This window comes from Streptomyces sp. NBC_00435 (genome assembly GCF_036014235.1).
Classification (GTDB): Bacteria; Actinomycetota; Actinomycetes; order Streptomycetales; family Streptomycetaceae; genus Streptomyces.
In genome coordinates, this window is record NZ_CP107924.1 from 542881 (window position 1) to 563990 (window position 21110).

Here is a 21110-nt window from a genome sequence, read left to right on the forward strand (position 1 = left end):
GGAGATCCCATGGACCCCCAACCCCAGGCCCAACCCCCGGCCCAGCCCCAGCCCCAACCCCCGGCCCAGCCCTGGCCCCAGTCCCAGCAGGACCTGCCCCGCTTCACGGCTGCCGCCGTACAGGCGGCTCCCGTCTACCTCGACCCCGACGCCACGGTGGACAAGGCCGTCTCCCTGATCGCCGAAGCCGCCGGGAACGGGGCCCGGCTCATCGTCTTCCCCGAGGCGTTCGTCCCCGGCTACCCGTACTGGAACTGGACGATGAACCCGGTCCAGGGCTCGCCCTGGTTCGAGCGGCTGCAGCGCGCCTCCGTCGATCTCGACGGCCCGCACGTCCACGCCCTGCGCGCGGCGGCCCGACAGTACGGGATCGTCCTCGTCATCGGCATCAACGAACGGGCTCCGCACAGCCTCGGGGTGCTCTACAACACCCTGCTCACGATCGGCACCGAGGGCGAACTGCTCGGTGTGCACCGCAAGTTGGTGCCCACCTGGGCCGAGAAGCTGACGTGGACCGGCGGCGACGGCAGCTCGCTGCGCGTCCACCGCACCCCCGTCGGCCCGCTCGGCGCCCTCGCCTGCGGGGAGAACACCAACACCCTGGCACGCTTCACCCTGCTGGCCCAGGGCGAACTCGTCCACGCCTCGTGCTACATCGCCCTGCCCGTGGCGCCGGCCGACTACGACATGGCCGACGCCATCGCCGTGCGGACCGCCGCCCACAGCTTCGAGGGCAAGGTCTTCTCCGTCGTCGCCTGCTCCACCGTCTCCCCGGAGATCGTCGACGCCGTCGCCGGGGACGACGAGGAGGTCCGGGCGCTGTTCGCCCGCCCGCGCAGCGCCCTGTCCGGCGTCTTCGGTCCGGACGGGCGCCCGGTGACGGAGCCGCTCGTCGACGTGGAGGGCATCGTCTACGCCGAGATCGACCTGGCCCGGTGCATCCGGCCCAAGCAGATGCACGACATCACCGGCCACTACAACCGCTTCGACGTCTTCCGCCTCGAAGTCGACAACCGGCCCCGCCGACCCATCACCTTCACCGCACCTCTGTCCGGCCCGCTGGACGGACCCCTGTCCGGACCGCTCGCCACCGCTCCCGAGGAGGACGCATGACCATCGAACAGGACGACACCGCGCTCGGCCGCGCAAGGGTCCTCGACACCCCCGAACTCACCGCCTACTACGCCGAGCTCGAAGCCCTCGAGGCCGGCGCGCTGTGGACCGTGGCCAATGACATCGAGCCCTGGTACCCGCAGCCCAAGTCCGATCCGGTGCTGTGGCGTTACGAGGAACTGCGCCCTCTGGTCCACAAGGCCCTCGGCCTCGTCAGGGCCGACGACGCGGGCCGCCGCGTCGTCATGCTCGTCAACCCCGGCCGCAGGGACGTCAGCGCCGCCGCCGGACTCCTCTACACGGGACTCCAGATCATGGGCCCCGGCGAGGCCATGACCGCCCACCGCCACCAGGCGGCCGCGCTGCGGTTCGTGCACGAGGGCACCGGGGCCTGGACGATCGTCGACGGCCAGAAGCTGAAGGTCGGCCCCCGCGACTTCGCCATCACCCCGAACGGCACCTGGCACGAGCACGGCAACGACGGGTCCCACGCCCCGGTGATCTGGCAGGACGGCCTCGACATCCCCCTGGTCAACGCCCTGGACGCGGGCTTCTACGAGGTCCACCCCGAGCTGTACCAGACCCCCGGCAAGGTGATCAACTCCTCCGTCCTCAGCTACGGCGGCAACCTGCTGCCGTACGGCATGGAGAAGTGGACGCGCCCCTATTCGCCACTGCTCGCCTTCCCGTGGGAGCCGACCTACGAAGCCCTGCGCAACCTGGCCAAGGCCTCGGAGGGTTCCCCGTACGACGGTGTGATCGCCGAGTACACCAACCCCCTCACGGGCGGCTCCGTCATGCCCACCATGAGCGCCCACATGCAGCTGCTGCGCCCCGGCCAGGCGACGCTGGCACACCGCCACACGGGATCGGTGATCTACACCGTCGCCAAGGGCTCCGGCTTCTCGGTGATCGCCGGGCAGCGCTTCGAGTGGAAGCAGGGAGACATCTTCTGCGTCCCCTCCTGGGCCTGGCACGAGCACCACAACCGCGACCCGTCCGAGGACGCCTGCCTGTTCTCCTTCAACGACTTCCCCGTCATGCGCTCCCTCGGGTTCCACCGCGAAGAGGCCTACCCGGACAACGGCGGGCACCAGCCGGTCTCCTGACCGGGCGCACACCTCCTCCCCTCCATCCTGCAAGCCTTCAAGGAGCCACCGATGCGACTCGTCACGTACACACCCGCCACCGGCCCCGCCGACCGCCTGGGCGCCCAGGTGGACGACCTGGTGCACGACCTCGCGGCCCTCGCCCGGCACGCGGGCGCCGAACTGCCCGGCGACCTGCTCTCGTTCGTCCGAGCGGGCGGGGCCGCCCGTGAGACCGCCGCCCGCCTGCTGGCCGGCGACCCCACCGACCGGCCCGCCGGGTCCGTCCACCGGCTCGAGGACGTCACCCTGCACGCCCCGCTGCGCCCGGGCAAGGTCATCGGAGTCGGGCTGAACTACGTGGAGCACGTCGCGGAGTCCAGCCGGAGCCTGGACACCGACAAGGAACTGCCGCCGCGCCCGGTGCTGTTCAGCAAGCCCGCCACCGCCGTCACGGGTCCCGGGCAGCCGATCCTGCACAACGGCGATCTCACCGCCCAGCTCGACTGGGAGTGCGAACTCGCCGTCGTCATCGGACGCACGGCCTTCCGGGTGACCGAGGAGGAGGCGTACGACCACATCTTCGGCTACAGCATCGTCAACGACATCAGCGCCCGCGACCAGCGCCGCTCGGGCCAGTGGTTCTTCTCCAAGGGCCAGGACTCCTACGCCCCCTTCGGTCCCGCCGTGGTCACGGCCGACGAGGTCCCGGACCCGATGGCCCTGGATCTCGAACTGCGCGTCAACGGCGTCACCAAGCAGAAGTCCAACACCCGCCACATGCTGTTCCCCATAGCCCGGCTCATCGCCGACATCAGCTCCGGCGTGACCCTGGAGCCCGGCGACGTCATCGCCACCGGTTCCCCCTCGGGCGTCGGTGCGGGCATGGTCCCGCCCGAGTTCCTCGTGCCGGGCGACACCGTGGAGGCCACCGTCGAGCTCATCGGCACCCTCTCCAACCCCGTCGTCGACGCACGCTGACCCGCCGCCCCCGGCCGCGTGATCCACCCGAACCACCAGGAGGCAGTTGTGCCGCACGACCCCGCCCGCACCTACCGCATCGGCCAGATCGTGCCGAGCTCGAACGTCACGATGGAGACCGAGGTGCCGGCCATCCTGCGCGCCCGGCACACCGTCGCACCGGAACGCTTCACCTTCCACTCCAGCCGGATGCGGATGACCCACGTGACGCCCGAGCAGCTCAGGGCCATGGACGCCGACTCCGACCGCTGCGCCGTGGAACTCTCCGACGCGCGGGTCGACGTACTCGGCTACGCCTGCCTGGTGGCCATCATGAGCATGGGCCTCGGCTACCACCGCACCTCCCAGGAGCGTCTGCACACGCGCACCGCCGAGAACGGGGCACCGGCCCCGGTGGTCACCAGCGCCGGGGCCCTGGTGCACGGGCTGCACACCATGGGTGCCCGAAAGGTGGTGCTGCTGGCCCCCTACATGCGTCCCCTCACCCAGACAGTCGTGGACTACCTCACCCACGAGGGCATCGAGGTCCTCGACCACCAGGCCCTGGAGATCCCGAACAACCTCGACGTCGCCGCCCACGACCCGGCCAGGCTGCCCGGCCTGGCCCGCGCCCTGGACTACGCCGACGCCGACGCGGTGGTGCTCTCCGCGTGCGTGCAGATGCCCTCGCTCGGAGCCATCGAGGAGGCCGAGCAACTGCTCGGCAAGCCGGTCGTCTCCGCGGCGGTCTGCACCGCGCACCAGATGCTCCGCGCCCTCGACCTGCCGGCCGTGGCGCCCGGGGCCGGGCATCTCCTCTCGGGCGCCTACGCGTAGAGGTCCTGGGCGCCGCCCCTGGGGCCGTGGGCGGCTGCCGGGCAGCGACCCCGGCTGGATAGGATCACCTCCGCACACAACGGAAGGTGATCATGTCGGACAGCCCCCTCAGGCCCAGCTCGTTGATCAGCACGGTCTACGGGGCGTTCCTGCGCGGAGACGGCGGCTGGATCTCCATTGCCGACCTGATCACCCTCATGTCGGAGCTCGGGGTGGAGAGCCAGGCCGTCCGCTCCGCGATGTCCCGGCTCAAGAAGAAGGGCGTCCTGGAGCCGGAGCGCCGCGGCGCCACCGGCTACCGGCTCAGCCCCGCCGTCCACCCCGTCTTCGACGCGGGCGACCGGCGGATCTTCGCCAGCCTCGAACCCGCGGACCTCGCGGACGGCTGGGCCCTGGCGGTCTTCTCCGTGCCGGAGTCCGAGCGCTCCCACCGCTACCAGCTGCGCACCCGGCTGACCTGGCTCGGCTTCGGCAACATCGCCCCCGGCGTGTGGCTGGCGCCGGGCCGGCTCCTGGAGGACGCCCGCGACATGCTGGTGCGGCTCGGGCTGAGCGAGTACGTCCACCTGTTCGCGGCGGCCGACTACGCCGCGTTCAGCGATCTGCCCGGGGCGGTGAGCTCCTGGTGGGACTTCCCCGCGATCCAGGCCCAGTACGCGGCCTTCACCGCGGCTTACGCGCCGGTCGCCGCCCGGCTCGTGGGACAGGGCGGCGCCCCGGACCCCGCCGACGCCTTCCGTCACTACGTGCCGATGCTCACCGAGTGGCGCCGGCTGCCCTACCTCGACCCGGGCCTGCCCGCCGAACTGCTCCCGGCGGACTGGAACGCGGTGGGCGCCCGGCAGGTCTTCCAGCAGCTGCACGAGGTGCTCGCCGGACCGGGCCTGCGCCATGTGCGGAGCGTGACCGCTCCGGCGTAGGCCGTCCGGTCAGGACGACTCGCGGATCGCGAGCTCGTTCGGCATGACCACCGGCCCCCCGAGTTCACTACGACGGAGTACCCGCTGTCCCACACCGGGACGAGTTGCACCCCCCGCCAAGGAGCTGTCCAGTTACTGGATCCCGACCCTGTCCGAGCACGGCAGGGCCGTCGAACCCGAGGGCATGATCGTGTACAGCGGGTCCCGGCTGCCCGACCCCACGGCGACGGTGCCCTTCCCGCAGGGGTTCCGGACGATCGCGGGCAACGCCAAGGCGCAGGTGCCCACTCCGGCCGGCTCGGTCAACCAGTTCCTCTGCGCGGGCCAGGGCGGGGAGACCGGCCGCAGCGCCGACGGCAACTGGCCGGTGTCCGCGCCGACCGCCAAGCTCGTGTACCAGCTGGCCTTCCCCGCCTGCTGGGACGGCAAGCACCTCGACAGCCCCGACCACAAGTCGCACGTGCCGTACACCACCGTGGACGGCAAGTGCTCCGGCGCGTACCCGGTGGCGGAGTTCGACGGGCTCCTCTTCTCCTCCTTGCGCGCCCGCCTGCGCCAGTCCCTGCTGCTCCGCGCGGGCGAACGCGCCTCGGGCGGTGCCGGGGAGGCTCGAGGGCTCGCCACCGCGATGGAGAAGGCCGGGTCCGTGCAACTGGCCCTGCTCGACGGGCTCGACAGGCTCTACGGGGTGAAGGCGGTGGACTCCGGGAAAAGTTGAGAATTGTTCACTTTCCATTGACAGGGCGGGTCCGGGGACCTGAAAGTGCCGTGAACAGCACGCCCGGCAGCACGCCCCCGCACCCGTGCCGGGGATCCGCGCGCCCCGATCGAAGCGAGTCCGCATGACAGCGCCCGTACCCCGGTTCCCGGCCGGTTTCCTCTGGGGGGTCTCCGCCTCCGCCTTCCAGATCGAGGGCTCGCTCACGGCCGACGGCCGGGGCCCCTCCTCCTGGGACGCCTTCACCAGGGAGCGGGGGCGCGTCAAGGACGGTTCGCACGCGGAGGTGGCCACCGACCACTACCGCCGCTACCGCGAGGACGTGGCGCTGATGGGCGGCCTCGGCGTGGACGCCTACCGGTTCTCGGTGTCCTGGTCCCGTGTCCTGCCCGAGGGACGCGGGTCCGTGAACCGGGCGGGGCTGGACTTCTACGACCGGCTCGTCGACGAGCTGTGCGGCGCGGGGATCGCTCCGGTGCCCACCCTCTTCCACTGGGACACCCCGCTCGCCCTGGAGGAGCGGGGCGGCTGGCTGGAGCGCGACACCGCCGAGGGGTTCGCGGCGTACGCCTCGGTGGTCGCGGAGCGCCTCGCCGACCGCGTGCCCATGTGGATCACCATCAACGAGCCCGCCGAGGTCACCCTCCTCGGCTACGGCCTCGGTGAGCACGCCCCCGGCAGGCAGCTCGTCTTCGACGCCCTGCCCGCCGCCCACCACCAGCTCCTGGCCCACGGGCTGGGCGTACAGGCCCTGCGCGCCGCGGGTGCCCGCCAGATCGGCATAGCCGCCTCGCACAGCCCGATCTGGGCGGCGGGCGAGGGCGAGGGCGAGGAGGACCGTGCCGCCGCCGAGTTGTACGACACGCTCACCAACCGCCTCTTCGCCGACCCGATCCTGACCGGCACCTACCCGGACGGGCTCGAGGCCCTCCTGCCCGGCCCGGTGACGGAGGACCTGAAGGCGATATCGGCCCCGCTGGACTGGTACGGGGTCAACTACTACAACCCGATGCTCGTCGGCGCTCCGACGCCGGCCGGCACCTCAGAATTCGGCGGCATCGAGATCCCCTCCGGCCTGCCCTTCGCCATCCGGCAGATCGAGGGGTACGCACGCACCGACTTCGACTGGCCGGTGGTTCCGGACGGACTGCGCGAACTGCTCGCCACCCTGCGCGAGCGCTACGGCGACCGGCTGCCGCCGTTGTACATCACCGAGAACGGCTGCTCGTACGGTGACGGGCCGGACCCGGGCACGGGCCGGATCGAGGACGCGCGCCGGATCGCCTACCACGAGGGCCACGTGCGCGCCCTGCACCGGGCGATGGCCGAAGGGGCCGACGTGCGCGGCTACTTCATCTGGTCGATCCTCGACAACTTCGAGTGGGCGGAGGGTTACCGGCAGCGGTTCGGCCTCGTCCACGTCGACTACGAGACGCTGGCGCGGACGCCGAAGGAGTCCTACGCCTGGTACCGCGACCTGATCAGGAGCGGCAGATGACCGCCGGACCGAAGGCCGCGGAGAGCGCCGAGGGCTCGGGGGGCACCGGGTGCACCGGGGGCGCCGGGGGCAGTACGCCGCCCGGCGGCCGCTGGGTGAGCGCGCTGTCCCTGGCCAACCTCGGGGTCTGGGTGGGCTGGTTCGGCCCGCTGCAACTGATCCTGGCCCGACAGGCCGAGCACCTCACCCCCGACCACAAGGCGTCCACCCTCGCCGTGGTGACCGGGCTGGGGGCGGCCGTCTCGATGGTCGCCAACCCCGTCTTCGGAGCCCTGTCCGACCGTACGACGGCGCGCGCGGGCCGGCGTATCCCCTGGGTGGTCGCCGGGGTGGCCGGCGGGGCCGCCGGCCTGGTCGTCCTGGCCCTCGCGCAGGGCGTCACGGTCGTGATCGCGGGCTGGTGCCTGGTCCAGCTGGCCCTGAACGCGGCCTTCGCCGCGCTCACCGCGGCGGTCCCCGACCAGGTCCCGCCCCGGCAGCGCGGCCTGGTCGGCGGCTGGCTCGGCGTCTCCCAGGTCGTCGGCATCCTGGTCGGCACGGCGCTGGCCACGGTCGCGGGCGGGATCACCGCCGGCTACCTGGCCTGCGCGGCCTTCTCGGTGCTCGCGGCGGTGCCGTACGTGCTGATGCGGCGCGACTCGGTACTCGCCCCCGCCGACCGGCCGACCTTCCGGTGGCGGACCTTCCTTACCGGGTTCTGGATCGACCCGAGGCGCCATCCGGACTTCGGCTGGGCCTGGCTCACCCGGTTCCTCATGAACCTCTCCTACTCCATCAGCACCATGTACCTGCTCTACTACCTCACCGACGCCGTGCACTACGAGGGCGACGCGGACACCGGGGTGCTGGTGCTCACGGCACTCAACGCACTCACCCTGCTCTCCACGGTGGTGATCAGCGGGATCCGCTCGGACCGCAGTGGCCGCCGGAAGTCCTACGTCATCCGGTCGGGGCTGGTCATCGCCGCGGCCACGCTGCTGCTCGCCGTCTGGCAGACCTGGACCGGCGCGATCGTCGCCTCGCTGGTCCTCGGCCTCGGCTTCGGCGTGTACACGGCGGTGGACTTCGCCCTGCTCACGGACGTGCTGCCGACCGCGGAGGACCGGGGCAGGGACCTGGGCGTCATCAACATCGCCAACGCGATGCCCCAGGTGCTGGCCCCGGTGATCGCGGCCCCGGTCGTGACCCACCTCGGCGGGTACACGGCCCTGTACGCCCTCGCGGGCGCCCTGGCCCTCGCGGGATCGGTGCTGGTCCGCCGGATCCGCTCGGTGCCGTAGGCCGGCTTTCTCCGTTCCGTGAGAACCGGCACATTTTTGCCCGTTTCCGTCGCATTTGGCCCAAGCTTGTACGGACGGGATTCCAGAGCGACAGGGAGAGACATGCGACGCGCCCAGGGCCGTACGGCCACCACCCGGATCGCCCTGATATCTGCGGGCACGGCTGTCGTACTCGGCCTCGGCGGCCTCTCGGCAGGCGCCGCGGCCGCCGAGGGCCGGCCCGCGGGCGACCGCACGGCCACGTCCGGAACGACCTCCGGGGCCGGCACCGGGTCCGGCACCGGGGCGGGCACCGGGGCCGTCGTGGGTGAGAAGACGCTCTCCTCCTTCACCGTCGCCTTCCCGACCGCCCCCTACCGCACCCACAACATCGCGCGCGCCGTGGAGCTGATCAACGGCGCCGTCGTCCAGCCCGGCGAGACCTGGAGCTTCAACCAGGCGGTGGGCGAGCGGACCGAGGAGAACGGCTTCGTCGACGGCATCATGATCAACGACGGCCGCTACGTGAAATCGCCCGGCGGCGGTGTCTCGGCGGTCGCGACGACCATGTACAACGCCATGTTCTTCGCGGGCCTGAAGCCGCTGGAGCACGGGGCCCACTCGTTCTACATCGAGCGGTACCCCGAGGGCCGCGAGGCCACCGTCGCCTGGGGCACCCTGGACCTGCGCTGGCAGAACGACTCCGGGCACCCGGTCACCATCAGGGCCGCGTCCACCGACACCTCGGTGACCGTCACCCTCCTCGGCACGAAGCGGTACGACGAGATACTCGCGACCAAGGGCCCGCGCACCCACATCACCCCGCCCTCCGAGCGCACGATCGCTGGCCCCACCTGTGAGGCCCAGACCCCGCTCGAAGGGTTCGACGTCTCCGTCGACCGCATCTTCGTCCGGGGCGGCCAGGAGGTCCGCCGCGAGACGTTCCGCACCCACTACACCCCGCGCGACCAGATCACCTGCGTCCCGGAATCCCCCACGGCCACCCCCGGCCCCACCACCTCGGACGCCCCCGGAACGCCGGCCGCACCCGCGGCGCCGTCCACGTCCCCGGCGCCCACCGCGTCCACCTCGGCCGGCTGGGCACCGCCCGCCTAGGTCCAGCCGTCATGCGGCAGACGGGAGTTTGCCGACAGGCCCTAAGTGTATTGATCACGAGCGTTGTTGACACTCGGCAGGTCTTGAACATGGTGAAGACCTCCGGTGTGGTGGGAGCTGTCTAGGAACTCACCGCACGGAGGTCTTCGTGTCCCACCGTAATGCTCGGCTGACCGTCTTCGGTAGGCGCCTGCTGGTCGAACGTGTCCGCTCGGGTCGACCCGTCGCGCACGTCGCGGCCGAGATGGGCATATCGCGGGCCACGGCCCACAAGTGGATGCGCCGGTGGCGGGCCGAAGGCGAGGCCGGACTCCATAACCGCTCCAGCCGGCCTCGCACGACACCGCACCGGACCTCGACCGAGGTCGAGGCGAGAGTCTGTGAGCTGCGGCGGGCCCGCAAGCTGGGCCCCGCCCGGATCGGGCCGGTCCTGGGCCTGCCGGCCTCGACCGTCCACCGCATCCTGACCCGCCACAACCTGCACCGCCTCGCCTGGATCGACCGCCCCACCGGCACCGTGATCCGCCGCTACGAACGCGACCGCCCCGGCGAACTCATCCACATCGACGTCAAGAAGCTCGGCCGGATCCCCGACGGTGGCGGCCACAGGATTCTGGGCCGCCGGGCCGGCCGGGCCACCCGCAGCCGGATGGGTTTCGACTACGTCCACTCCGCCGTCGACGACCACTCCCGCCTCGCCTACAGCGAGATCCACCCCGACGAGAAGGCCGCGACCTGCGCGGGCTTCCTGACCCGCGCGGCAGCGTTCTTCCACCACCAGGGCATCACCCGGATCGAGCGGGTCCTGACGGACAACGCCTGGGCCTACCGCAAGGGCCTCGCCTGGAAGAACGCCCTGGCCGAACTAGGCGCGAGCGGCAAACTCACCCGCGCCTACCGGCCCCAGACCAACGGCAAGGTCGAACGCTTCAACCGCACCCTCCTCGAAGAGTGGGCCTACCCGCGGCCCTACACCTCCAACGACGAGCGGACAGCGGCCCTGGCAGACTTCCTCCACACCTACAACCACCACCGCAGCCACACCGCACTGGGCGGACACCCACCCATCAGCCGCGTAAACAACCCTGCGAGTCAATACACCTAAGGCGTGATCAGGATCTTTCCGCGCGCCTCGCCCCGGTGCTGGCGGTCGACGGCCTCCGCGGCCTCGGCCAGCGGGCAGGTGTAATGGACCGCCGGGGACAGGGTCCCGTCCTCGACGTGCCGGCCGAGGACCTCCAGGTCGGCCTGACGCTCGACGGCCATGAAGCCCTTGAGGCCGTGGCGCACGAAGGGGTTCAGCAGCGCGGCGCGCAGGATCCGCTCCATGCCGCCCAGCCAGCGGCCGCCCCCCTCGCCGCCGATGATCACGAGCGTTCCGCGCGGGGTCAGCGCGCGCCTGAGGTGGGACAGGGAGCGGTTGCCCGCGGTGTCGAGGACCAGGTCGTAGTGGCGTGTGCCGTCGGCGAACTCCTCGCGGGTGTAGTCGATGACCTCGTCCGCGCCGAGCCCGCGCACCAGCTCCGTCTTCGCGGTGCTGCACACCCCGGTGACGTGCGCGCCGAAGGCCTTGGCCAGCTGCACCGCGAGGGTGCCCACCCCGCCCGCGGCTCCGATGACCAGGACCCGCTGTCCGGGCCGCACGCGCCCCGCGTCGCGCAGGGCCTGGAGCGCGGTGAGCCCGGAGATGGGGAGCGCCGCCGCCGCCTCCAGGGGCAGGCCGGCGGGCTTGTGCGCGAGCTTGTCCGCACGGGCGGTCGCGTACTCGGCGAAGGAGCCCTCGCAGATCCCGAACACCTCGTCCCCCGCGCGGAACGCGCTCACCCCCTCGCCGACCGCCTCGACCCGCCCCGAGACCTCTCGGCCACGTACCGGGACCCTGGGGGCGCGCAGTCCGTACCCCATGAGCCGCAGCAGGTAGGGCCTGCCGCTCATCAGGTGCCAGACCCCCGCGTCCACGGCGGCGCCCCGGACGGCCATCAGCACCTCGCCCCGGCCCGGCTCCGGTGTCGCGATGTCCCTCAGCTCCAGCACGTCACTGGAGCCGTACCTGTCCTGCACGATCGCCTTCACGGCGTCGCCCCTTCCTCGTCCGTGTACTGGAACACCTGCTCGAGTGGCACCGCGAGGACCTGGGCGATCCGGAACGCCGTCTCCAGCGAGGGCGAGTAGCGCCCCTTCTCGATGGCGATGACGGTCTGGCGGGTCACGCCGACGCGCTCCGCGAGCTCCGCCTGGGTCATCTCACCGCGCTCGAAGCGCAGGACCCTGATCCGGTTCGTGATCCCGGTGGGCTTCACCACGACTGGAACCCCCAGCGGTAGGCGGCGAGCTTCACGACGGAGGCGAGCACCGCCGAGAGCACGAAGCCCAGGTAGATCGCATTGGAGATCCAGAAGCGGTCCGCCCCGGCCATGGACAGGATCAGCGCCGCAACGGCGCCGATGACCAGGAAGGACTGCCCGGTGTGCTCGCCGAGGCGGCCGATCTCCTTGTCCCGCTGGTCCTTGACGCCGGCCTCGCCCGGTGCGGCCGCCGCCACCGCGATGTTCAGGAGGACCGAGACCGCGACGGCGCCCCCGACCGTCCAGAGCAGCGTCGCGATGTACGGGGTTTCCACGAGTGGGACCCCGTCGGCGGCCCGGCCCAGTACGAGGGCCAGGTAGACCGCGTACCCGGCGATCGCGACCACCCCCATGATCCACGCGCGCTTCTCTTCGAAGGCCACGACCGCACCAGCTCCCATGTAAAACAACTTTGACATGGAGAATGTAAAAAGATCCGTACCTGATGTCAATGATTCCTTACATTGGATCCTTCATACTGATCTTCATGAACGACACGGCCATCGCGCTCACCCTGGAACGGATCTCCGGACACCGGAGCCGGTTCGACGCCCGCTTCACGCAGTACTTCGACACCCTCGGGGACCGGCTGGACCTGCCGCTGCCGAGCCGCTTCGCCCCGCGCGCCCTGGAGCTGCTGCGGGAGCTGTCGATGCGCGGCGGGAAGCGGCTGCGGGTCGTCCTGCTGTACGAGGCGGCCCGGCTGGTGACCACCGAGGAGCCGGCGGGGCTGGTGGAGGCCGGGCTGAGCCTCGAGCTGCTGCAGACGCACGGGCTCGTCCACGACGACATCATCGACGACGCGCCCCTGCGCCGCGGCGGGCCGTCGACCTACTACGCCTACCGCGAGGAGCTGCCCGGGGACCTCCCGGCCGCCCTCGGTCTCGCCGTACTGGCCGGCGATCTCGCCGCGTTCCTGTCGATGCAGGTGCTGCTGGAGGCCGACGTGCGCCCCGAGCTCCGCCAGGCGCTGCTGTCCGTCCAGATACGCACGGCCGCCGAGACCGTGGCCGGGCAGATCGCGGACCTGGAGCGGGACTCCCTCGGGACGCCCGACGAGGAGTTCCTGCACGCCGTCACCGACTTCAAGAGCGCGCGGTACTCCATCCTGGCGCCGCTGACCATGGGCCTGCTCGCCGCGGGCGAGGATCCCGCGCCCCACCGGGAGCGGCTGCACCGGTACGCCCGCCTGGTGGGGATCGGCGAGCAGATGCGCGACGACTTCCTGGACCTGTTCGGGGAATCCGCCGAGGTGGGCAAGTCCACCGGGGCCGACATCCGCTCCGGGCGCCGCACGTACGCCGTCAACGCGGTCCTGGACCGTGCGGGCGCGGCGGACGCGGCCCTGGTGGAGTCCGCCCTCGGCGATCCGCACTGCACGGACGACACCATCGCCCGGATCCGGGAGATCGCCCGTGCGGGCGGGGCCGAGCAGTGGCTGCGCACGGAGATCCGCCGGTACGCCGGGGCGGCCGCCGCCGAGGCCGCCTCCTGGGCCCCGTACTGGCGGGCGGAAGCGGTGGAGTTCTTCCGGATCCTGCCGTTGTGGAGCGCCGGCCAGCTGGACCGTACGCACGGGGCCGCCTGAACCCGCGCCGCGCGCGGCCCCCGCCGTCCGGGGCCCCGCCGTCCGGGGGCCCCGCCGTCGTCCGGGGCCCCGCCGTCGTCCGGGGCCCCGCCGTCACCCGGGCGCGCGGCTCCACTGGCACCACGCCCGCACCCCCGGCTTGCTGGACGAATGACACCAGCAGCACCGGGGCCCTCCCCGGGACAGGTTCTGAGCACCCCCCGGGCGGCGGGACTGGCGGGGATCCTCTTCGCCGCCCTCATGGCGGCGGCGATCGTGCTCGCCCGGATCGCCCTGCCGGAAGGGGGCGGCGCGGACCGGGTCGAGGTCACCGCGGGGCAGCGCGACGCGGTGACCACGGCGCTGGAGCTCGTCCCCTTCGCCGGCATCGCCTTCCTGTGGTTCATGGGCGCACTGCGGGAGCACTCCGGGGACGCCGAGGACCGGTTCGTCTCCACCGTCTTCCTCGGCAGCGGCCTGATCTTCGTCGCCAGCCTCTTCGGCGCCGCCGCGGCCGCCGGTACGGTGCTGGACGCCGACCAGCCCCAGGAGTTCGGCCGCCACTTCGCATACACCCTGCTCACCACGTACGGGATGCGGATGGCCGCCGTGTTCGCCTTCGCGACCTCGACCATCGGCCGAAGACTCGGGATCTTCCCGCGCCCGCTGACCCTGGCCGGTTACCTCGCCGGCCTCGTCCTGCTGGTGGTCGGCTCCTCCGTGCCCTGGTCCGAACTGGTCTTTCCGGCCTGGGCCCTGGTTCTGAGCCTGTACATCCTGCGGACGGGGCGGCGGCGCCCCCCGCCGGGCCCCTGAGGGCCCCCGCGCCCACGACCGGGACTCCACTCCAATGGCGGTACTGGACGGGCTCCGCGCGAGCGCCGCGCGCAGGCTGGTCCGGGAAGCCCAGGGGGACACCGAAAGGACACACCTTGCTGAGGCTCGTCGTCGATCTCAACCGGTGCCAGGGATACGCGCAGTGCGCCTTCCTCGCCCCCGACGTCTTCGCGATGCACGGGGACGAAGGGCTGCTGTACGACCCGCAGGCGGAGGCGGCCCAGCGCGAGCGCGTGGCCCAGGCCGTCGCCGCCTGCCCCGTGCAGGCGATCCTCGTGGACGAACTGGACCTGGCCGCCACCGCGCCGGCCGCGGCCACCTCCTCCGGGGAGGCCTCCGATGGCTGACTCCGCTCTGGACCAGCTCAAACGCTCCGGCCGGATCGTGGTCGTCGGCGCCTCGCTCGCCGGGCTGCGAGCCGCCGAGGTCATGCGTGAGAAGGGCTTCGCCGGCACGCTGACCCTGATCGGCGACGAACCCCACGAGCCGTACGACCGCCCGCCGCTGTCCAAGCAGGTGCTGCTGGGCAAGGCCGACGCCGAGCACACCCTGCTCCCCCGGCGGCGCGACATCGAGGCCGAGTGGCGGCTGGGAGTGGCCGCGATCGGGCTCGACATGGCGGCGCGTACGGTCAAGCTCGCCGACGGCGACGAGGTCCCCTACGACCGGCTGCTGATCGCCACCGGGGTGCGGGCCCGGCCCTGGCCGAACGAGGCCGAGGGCGAGCTCGCCGGGGTCTTCACGCTGCGCACCCGCGAGGACGGCGCGGGACTGGCCCGCGCACTGGCCGCCGGACCGCGCCGGGTGCTGGTCATCGGCGCCGGGTTCACCGGCTCCGAGATCGCCTCGGCGTGCCGGGAGCGCGGCGTGGACGTCACCGTCGCCGAACGCGGCGACGCACCGCTGGTCGGCGCCCTGGGCGGGGTGATCGGGGCCGTCGCCGCCGAACTCCACCGGGAGAACGGCGTGGACCTGCGGACCGGAATCATGGTGACCGGCCTGGAGGGCGACTCCAGCGGACGGGTACGCGCCGCGCACCTCTCCGACGGCACCACGCTGGAGTGCGACGTCGTGGTCGTCTCCCTCGGCGCCCAGCGCAACACCGAGTGGCTGACCGGCTCCGGGCTCGGGGCGGGTCCGCGCGGCATCGCCTGCGACGCGGGCTGCCGGGCCTTCGACCTGCGCGGCATCGTCACCGACGACATCTACGTGGCGGGCGACGTGGCCCGCTCCCCGCACGCCCTGTTCGGCTACCAGTTCCTGTCCCTGGAGCACTGGGGCAACGCCGTGGCGCAGGCCGAGACCGCCGCCCACAACATGCTGAGCGAGAGCACCGACCGCCGACCGCACCTGTGGGTACCGGCGTTCTGGTCCTCCCAGTTCGGCGTGAACATCAAATCCGTGGGCGTGCCCTCCATGGGCACGGAGATCATGATCACTCAAGGCTCACGTGCCGAGCGCCGGTTCACCGGGGTCTACGGCTACCAGGGCCGGATCATCGGGGCCGTCACCTTCGACAATGCGCGCTGGCTGCAGTTCTACGAGCGGCAGATCGAGTGCACCGCGCCCTTCCCTCCCCCGTTCACCACGGTGGACCGCCGCGCCGACGGGCAGCGGCCGATCCCGGCAGACTTCCCCGACCCCTCGGTGCCCACGCACGGCCCGACCATCACCCTCAGCGGGTACTCGCCGGCCGACCGCCGGATCGCCACCTTCACCCCCGCCGGGCACTGACCCGCACGCCCCGGAGGACCCGCAATGAGCCACGGCATCCTGAGTCAGATCCTGGACTACGCCAACCGCGCGAACCCGTACCCGCTGTACGAGGAGCTGCGCAGGACCCCCGTCTTCCACGACGGGACCGGACCGTACGTCATCAGCACCTACTTCGACATCCAGAGCCTGCTGCACGATCCGCGGCTCAGCTCCGACTCCCGCAACCTGGCCGCCACCGCCGGGGACCCGCTGGCCGGGGGCGAGCAGGAGGAGGCCACCGCGCTGCCGCCGAGCTTCCTGAAGCTGGACCCGCCGGAGCACGACCGGCTGCGCCGGATGACCAACCGGCCCTTCGGCCCGCCGCACTCCCCGTACCGCGTCGACGGGATGCGGGGCGGCCTGAAGGACATCGTCACCGGTCTCATCGACAACCTCGGGGACACCGAACGGATCGACCTGGTCGACCAGTTCGCGTACCCGTTCCCGGTGACGATGATCTGCCAGCTGCTGGGCGTACCCCGGGAGGACGAGGCCCGCTTCCACGTCTGGGCCGACACCCTCGCCGCGAGCCTGGACCCCGATCCGGACTCCGATCCCGCCGAACGGCAGCGCAAGACCCACGACTCCCGGATGGAGCTGGGCATGTACCTGGCCGGGCTGATCGAGGAGCGGCGCAAGGACCCCGGCGAGGACATGCTCTCCCAGCTGGCCGTGGGGCACGGCCCGGACGACTCCATGTCCACGATGGAGCTGCTCAGCACGGCGGCCCTGCTGCTGATCGCCGGCCACGAGACCACGGTCAACCTGATCACCAACGGGATGCTGACGCTGCTGCGCAACCCGGACGTGCTGCAGCAGTTGCGCCGGGAGCCCGGGCTGGCCGTGCCCCTGGTGGAGGAACTGCTGCGGTTCGAGCCGCCGGTGCAGCTGCTTCCGCAGCGCACCCCGCTCGTGGACATCGAGGTCCGCGGGATCACGATCCCCAAGGGCTCCTCGATGTGGCTGATCCTGGCCTCCGGCAACCGGGACCCGAACCGCTTCGAGAACCCGGACCGGTTCGACCCGCACCGCAAGGACGTCCAGCACCTGGGCCTGGGCAGCGGCATCCACAGCTGCTTCGGCGCGCCGCTGGCCCGGCTGGAGGCGCAGCTGGCGCTGAGCGAGCTGGCCCGGCGGCTGGAGAACCCGCGGCTGCTGGAGGACCCGCCGCCCTACCGGCAGAACGCCGTCCTGCGCGGGCCCCGGCACCTGCGGATCGCCTGCGACGGGATCCGCCCCTGACCCGCGGCCCGCTCGCGGCTACCAGCCGAAGCGGCGGTCGACCTCGCGCTCGAACTCCTCGAAGGTCAGCACGCCGTCGCCGTCCAGGTTGGCCCGGTCGAAGAGGGCCGAGGAGGTGTCCACGTCGCTCACGCCCCAGAACGGCAGGTCGCCGTCGGCGGCGAGGGTGGGGCCCTTGCTCCGCAGGGCCGTGATCACCTCGACGCGGGTCAGGACTCCGTCGCTGTTCAGGTCGAGTGCGTCGAAGAGCTTGCGGGCCTTCTCGCTCATGAAATGGGCCTTTCGGTCGACAGGGGCGACGGTGTGCGGGAGCGGGGCGGGGGGTCCCGCCGCAGCGCCAGCCTATGACGCGCCGCCTCGCCGTCCGTCGGCGGTGCCCTGCCTCGGGTACCGGAGGCGGGTGGCGGGACCGCGTGGTGTCATACGCGTACGAGGAAGCAGGCCGCGCTCGCGGCACGGACCCGGGCGGACGCATGGGAACACCTCAGGCGGGGACAGCCCCGCAGGCCGGGGCGCAGCCGCACGGGGGGCGGCACGCCGACTGGCTGGAGCTCTTCTTCGACCTGGTCTTCGTGGCGCTCGCCGCGCAGCTCTCGCACCAGCTCCACGGTGACCCGGGGCTCCGGGACTTCGCGGTGTTCCTCGCGCTGTACTTCCCGCCCTGGTGGCTGTGGATCAACATCACGGTCTCGGCGAACCTCTTCGTGGACACCGGTCCCCGCCGTCGGCTGCTCATGCTCTGCGCCATGCTGTGCCTCGCCGTCATGGCCGCCGCCGTTCCCGGGGCCGGCGGGGACCGCAGCTCCGTGTACGCCCTCGGCTACGCGGGCACCCGCCTGGTGCTGCTCGGGCTGTGGTGGCCGTCCACCAGGCTTCCCGGGCCCGGGCGGGTTCCGCGCTGGCGTCCGCTGAGCTACTGCCTGGCGTCCGGCCTGCTGTGGGCGGTGTCCGCCGCGGTGCCGGCGCCCTGGCAGTACGTCATGTGGGCCGTCCTGATCGCCGGCGAGATGGCGCTGCTGCTGACCTCGCGCGGCGGCGGGGTCCCGCACCGGCTGGACACCGGGCACCTGGTGGAACGGGTGGGGCTGTTCGTCATCATCGTGCTCGGCGAGTCCGTGATCGCGCTGGTGACCTCCGCCGACCACGTGTGGACCCTGCGGGCGGGGTCGGTAGGCGTCCTCGGGTTCGTCCTGCTCGCCGCGCTGTGGTGGTCGTACTTCGACTTCGGCGCGACCTCCGCGGAGCTGATGTTCGAGGCCGCCGACGACCGGGAGAGCTATCTCCTCGCCCGTGACGTCGGGGGCTTCCTGCACTTCTTCGTGACCGCGAGCGTGCTGTCCATGGCGGGCGGGCTGGCCACCGCCGTCGAGGACTCCGGACACGCCCGCCTCCCGGCGGGCGCGCTCTGGGCCCTGGCCGGCGGACTGGCCGCCTATCACGCGGCCCACGCGTGCATCGCCCTGCGCTACCGCCGTTCCCCGGCCTCGGTCGCCGTGTGGGCGGTGCCCGGTGTCGGTGTCCCGCTGCTGGTCCTGTGGGGCGGCGGACACCTCGCACCGTGGCTGGTCGTCCTGCTCCTGGCCGGCGAGGCGATCCTGCACCTGCTCTACGCCAGGATGCTGCTGCGCCGCCGCACCTCGGCGGCGGCGCGTACCTCCTGAGGAACGTGCCCCGGCCGGCTACCGGCCGCCGTCCGCAAGCGCCGGGACCGGCGCCTCGCGCTGGTGCGGGACCGGCGCGGCCGCCGCGGCCGGTGCGGGCCGGGAGTCGTCCTGGTGGAGCGCGACCGTCCGGGTGGGTGCGGGGATCGAGATGCCCTCCGCCCGGAACCGGCTGTGCAGCCGCTTGATGAACTCGTGCTTGATCCGGTACTGGTCGCTGAACTCGCCGACGCCCAGGATCACCGTGAAGTTGATCCTGGAGTCCGCGAAGGTGTGGAAGCGGACGGCTCCTTCGTGGTCGGGGACCGCGCCGTTGATGTCGGCCATCACCCCGTCGACCACCTCGAGGGTCACCCGCTCGACGTGCTCCAGGTCGCTCTCGTAGCCCACTCCCACCTGGACCATGATCGACAGCTGCTGCTCGGGCTGGGTGAAGTTGGTCATGTTGGTGCGCGCGAGCCGCCCGTTGGGGATGATCACCAGGTTGTTCGACAGGTTGCGGACCACGGTGTTGCGCCAGTTGATGTCGACGACGTACCCCTCCTCGCCGCTCGTCAGACGGATGTAGTCACCGGGCTGCACCGTCTTCGAGGCGAGGATGTGCACGCCCGCGAAGAGGTTGGCGAGGGTGTCCTGCAGCGCCAGGGCGACCGCCAGCCCGCCCACGCCGAGGGCGGTGAGCAGGGGTGCGATGGACACGCCCACGGATTCGAGGGCGACGAGCAGGCCCATCGCGAGCACCACGACCCGGGTGATGTTGACGAAAATGGTGGCGGATCCGGCCACTCCCGTCCGCGCCTGGGCCACGGACTGGACGAGGCCGGCGACGACCCGGGCGGCGCCGATCGTGGCCATGAGGATCAGGAGCGCGGTCAGCGAGTGGTTCACCCAGCCGGAGACCCGCGTACTGAGGGGCAGCGTCGAGGCGGCCACGGCGGCGCCCGCGATGACGGCCGCCGCCGGTGCGAGGGTGCGCAGCGCGTCGACGATGATGTCGTCGCCGCTCCACCGGGTCCTGAGGGCGTGCTTGGCCAGCCACCGTACGAGGGCGCGCAGGAGCAGCCCGGCGAACCCGCCCGCGGCGAGCGCGATGCCGGCGACCAGCCAGTCGTGCAGGACGAGCTCCCGGTTCAACGGACGGCCTCCGCCCCTCGCCGGACCGGGGAAGCGGAGGCGGGCCCTGCCGGCCGCCGTATGAGGGGTGTGGTCACCTTGTCACCTGTCAGTTCGTCGTGCGTGGGGCCGCGTTCGCGCATGCGTGCGCATCCGGAACGGGCTGCCATCCTGCCCCATGGGCAGCGCGGCACCACAGGTGGGCCCGGGTGGGCGCGCGGCCCGGTCAGGTGCCCGCCGTGGTCAGGCGTCCCCGCCCGGCCCCGGGCTCCCACCGCCGGCCCCGGGCGCCTCGGCCGCCGCCGGATCCAGGATCCGGTTGAGGAAGCTCCTGGTCCGCTCCTGCCGGGGATCCCCGACCACCTGGGCCGCCGTGCCGTCCTCGACGATCACCCCGCCGTCCATGAAGACGACCCGGTCCGCGACCTCGCGGGCGAAGCTCATCTCGTGGGTGACGACCATCATGGTCATGCCCTCGCCCGCCAGCATCCGCATCACCGCCAGCACCTCGCCGACGAGTTCGGGGTCGAGCGCCGAGGTCGGCTCGTCGAAGAGCATCACCTCCGGGCCCATGGACAGGGCCCTGGCGATCGCCACCCGCTGCTGCTGGCCGCCGGACAACTGGGCGGGGTACGCACCGGACTTGTCGGACAGGCCCACGCGGGCGAGGTTCTCCCGGGCCACGGCCTCGGCCTCGGCCCTGCCCCTGCCCAGGACGCGGCGCTGGGGCAGGGTGAGGTTCTCCGTGACGCTCACGTGCGGGAAGAGGTTGAACTGCTGGAAGACCATCCCGATGCGGCGGCGTACGGCGTCGATGTCGACGTCCGGGTCGGTGAGCTCCGTGCCGCCGACGAAGACCCGGCCCTCGCTGGGCTCTTCGAGCAGGTTCACACAGCGCAGCAACGTCGACTTGCCCGATCCTGAGGGCCCGATGACGCACACCACCTCACCGCGGGCGATCTCGAGGTCGATGCCGCGCAGGACGTGGTTGGTACCGAAGGACTTGTGCAGTCCGCGGATCTCGATCTCCGGGCCGTCCGTGGCCGTCCTGTCCACCGCTGGAGCCTCCTGTGGCATGTCT

At 72.1% G+C, this 21110-nt stretch carries 21 protein-coding genes and 1 pseudogene; 16 read left to right on the forward strand and 6 right to left on the reverse strand.

Translation table 11 applies throughout. From position 1 onward, the window contains the following. Window positions 1-9: 9 nt before the first annotated feature. The 10 genes and pseudogenes from OG389_RS02465 to OG389_RS02510 all read left to right on the forward strand — a co-directional run bounded on the left by OG389_RS02465 (window position 10) and on the right by OG389_RS02510 (window position 10614). On the forward strand, window positions 10-1113 hold the full coding sequence (locus tag OG389_RS02465; protein WP_328296780.1) for a carbon-nitrogen hydrolase family protein: 1104 nt from the start codon (window positions 10-12) through the stop codon (window positions 1111-1113). Further along, entirely contained in the window at window positions 1110-2222 is a 1113-nt protein-coding gene (locus tag OG389_RS02470) for a cupin domain-containing protein (protein ID WP_328296781.1), read from the forward strand. Before OG389_RS02465 ends, OG389_RS02470 begins: the two co-directional genes overlap by 4 nt. 51 nt (window positions 2223-2273) lie before the next feature. Further along, the gene (locus OG389_RS02475; RefSeq protein WP_328296782.1) at window positions 2274-3182 is read left to right on the forward strand and encodes a fumarylacetoacetate hydrolase family protein; all 909 of its coding nucleotides are present in this window, start codon (window positions 2274-2276) and stop codon (window positions 3180-3182) included. Between the two features lie 111 nt (window positions 3183-3293). Beyond that, the gene (locus OG389_RS02480; protein ID WP_328303464.1) at window positions 3294-3998 is read left to right on the forward strand and encodes a maleate cis-trans isomerase family protein; all 705 of its coding nucleotides are present in this window, start codon (window positions 3294-3296) and stop codon (window positions 3996-3998) included. Between the two features lie 92 nt (window positions 3999-4090). Then, window positions 4091-4918, forward strand: a complete 828-nt coding sequence (locus OG389_RS02485; protein WP_328296783.1) for a PaaX family transcriptional regulator — start codon at window positions 4091-4093, stop codon at window positions 4916-4918. A gap of 43 nt (window positions 4919-4961) precedes the next feature. Further along, a complete protein-coding gene (locus tag OG389_RS02490) occupies window positions 4962-5636 on the forward strand; it encodes a DUF1996 domain-containing protein (RefSeq protein WP_328296784.1) in 675 nt (224 codons plus the stop codon). A gap of 124 nt (window positions 5637-5760) precedes the next feature. After that, window positions 5761-7134 carry a GH1 family beta-glucosidase gene (locus OG389_RS02495; RefSeq protein ID WP_328296785.1) on the forward strand — a complete coding sequence of 458 codons (1374 nt, stop codon included), beginning with the start codon at window positions 5761-5763 and terminating at the stop codon, window positions 7132-7134. Then, on the forward strand, window positions 7131-8414 hold the full coding sequence (locus OG389_RS02500) for an MFS transporter (protein ID WP_328296786.1): 1284 nt from the start codon (window positions 7131-7133) through the stop codon (window positions 8412-8414). Before OG389_RS02495 ends, OG389_RS02500 begins: the two co-directional genes overlap by 4 nt. 318 nt (window positions 8415-8732) lie before the next feature. Continuing rightward, window positions 8733-9509 (forward strand): annotated as a pseudogene (locus OG389_RS02505) (VanW family protein); the annotation flags it as partial. A 148-nt stretch (window positions 9510-9657) separates the two neighbouring features. Then, complete coding sequence (locus OG389_RS02510; RefSeq protein ID WP_328296787.1) at window positions 9658-10614, forward strand: IS481 family transposase; 957 nt, start codon at window positions 9658-9660, stop codon at window positions 10612-10614. On the opposite strand, the gene OG389_RS02515 is transcribed toward OG389_RS02510, so the two are convergent. From OG389_RS02515 to OG389_RS02525, 3 genes are read right to left on the reverse strand one after another with little or no spacing between them, the layout of a single operon-like run. After that, window positions 10611-11582 carry an NAD(P)-dependent alcohol dehydrogenase gene (locus OG389_RS02515; RefSeq protein WP_328296788.1) on the reverse strand — a complete coding sequence of 324 codons (972 nt, stop codon included), beginning with the start codon at window positions 11580-11582 and terminating at the stop codon, window positions 10611-10613. The genes OG389_RS02510 and OG389_RS02515 overlap by 4 nt on opposite strands. Then, window positions 11579-11812: a helix-turn-helix transcriptional regulator gene (locus OG389_RS02520; protein ID WP_328296789.1), complete on the reverse strand. Its 234-nt coding sequence runs from the start codon at window positions 11810-11812 to the stop codon at window positions 11579-11581. Before OG389_RS02520 ends, OG389_RS02515 begins: the two co-directional genes overlap by 4 nt. Then, window positions 11806-12255, reverse strand: a complete 450-nt coding sequence (locus tag OG389_RS02525) for a hypothetical protein (protein WP_328296790.1) — start codon at window positions 12253-12255, stop codon at window positions 11806-11808. Before OG389_RS02525 ends, OG389_RS02520 begins: the two co-directional genes overlap by 7 nt. Before the next feature lie 86 nt (window positions 12256-12341). Between OG389_RS02525 and OG389_RS02530 the strand changes: the two genes are divergently transcribed. From OG389_RS02530 to OG389_RS02550, 5 genes are all read left to right on the forward strand, one after another. After that, a complete protein-coding gene (locus tag OG389_RS02530; RefSeq protein WP_328296791.1) occupies window positions 12342-13442 on the forward strand; it encodes a polyprenyl synthetase family protein in 1101 nt (366 codons plus the stop codon). 150 nt (window positions 13443-13592) lie between these two features. Continuing rightward, window positions 13593-14237 (forward strand): hypothetical protein, encoded by a 645-nt coding sequence (locus OG389_RS02535; RefSeq protein WP_328296792.1) that lies wholly within the window; start codon window positions 13593-13595, stop codon window positions 14235-14237. Window positions 14238-14356: 119 nt separating this feature from the next. After that, complete coding sequence (locus tag OG389_RS02540; RefSeq protein WP_328303466.1) at window positions 14357-14605, forward strand: ferredoxin; 249 nt, start codon at window positions 14357-14359, stop codon at window positions 14603-14605. Next, entirely contained in the window at window positions 14598-15992 is a 1395-nt protein-coding gene (locus OG389_RS02545; protein ID WP_328296793.1) for an NAD(P)/FAD-dependent oxidoreductase, read from the forward strand. The genes OG389_RS02540 and OG389_RS02545 overlap by 8 nt, the downstream gene beginning before the upstream one ends. A 24-nt stretch (window positions 15993-16016) precedes the next feature. Next, entirely contained in the window at window positions 16017-17255 is a 1239-nt protein-coding gene (locus tag OG389_RS02550; RefSeq protein ID WP_328296794.1) for a cytochrome P450, read from the forward strand. An 18-nt stretch (window positions 17256-17273) separates the two neighbouring features. Here OG389_RS02550 and OG389_RS02555 read toward each other — a convergent pair whose 3' ends face one another. Continuing rightward, the gene (locus OG389_RS02555) at window positions 17274-17525 is read right to left on the reverse strand and encodes an EF-hand domain-containing protein (RefSeq protein WP_328296795.1); all 252 of its coding nucleotides are present in this window, start codon (window positions 17523-17525) and stop codon (window positions 17274-17276) included. Window positions 17526-17728: 203 nt separating this feature from the next. On the opposite strand from OG389_RS02555, the gene OG389_RS02560 reads away from it, so the two are divergent. Further along, the gene (locus OG389_RS02560; protein WP_328296796.1) at window positions 17729-18916 is read left to right on the forward strand and encodes a low temperature requirement protein A; all 1188 of its coding nucleotides are present in this window, start codon (window positions 17729-17731) and stop codon (window positions 18914-18916) included. Between the two features lie 18 nt (window positions 18917-18934). Here OG389_RS02560 and OG389_RS02565 read toward each other — a convergent pair whose 3' ends face one another. Together OG389_RS02565 and OG389_RS02570 are read right to left on the reverse strand one after the other, a co-directional pair. Further along, window positions 18935-20050 (reverse strand): mechanosensitive ion channel family protein, encoded by a 1116-nt coding sequence (locus OG389_RS02565; RefSeq protein ID WP_328296797.1) that lies wholly within the window; start codon window positions 20048-20050, stop codon window positions 18935-18937. Window positions 20051-20272: 222 nt separating this feature from the next. Next, window positions 20273-21106, reverse strand: a complete 834-nt coding sequence (locus tag OG389_RS02570) for an amino acid ABC transporter ATP-binding protein (protein WP_443059194.1) — start codon at window positions 21104-21106, stop codon at window positions 20273-20275. Window positions 21107-21110: the final 4 nt, after the last annotated feature.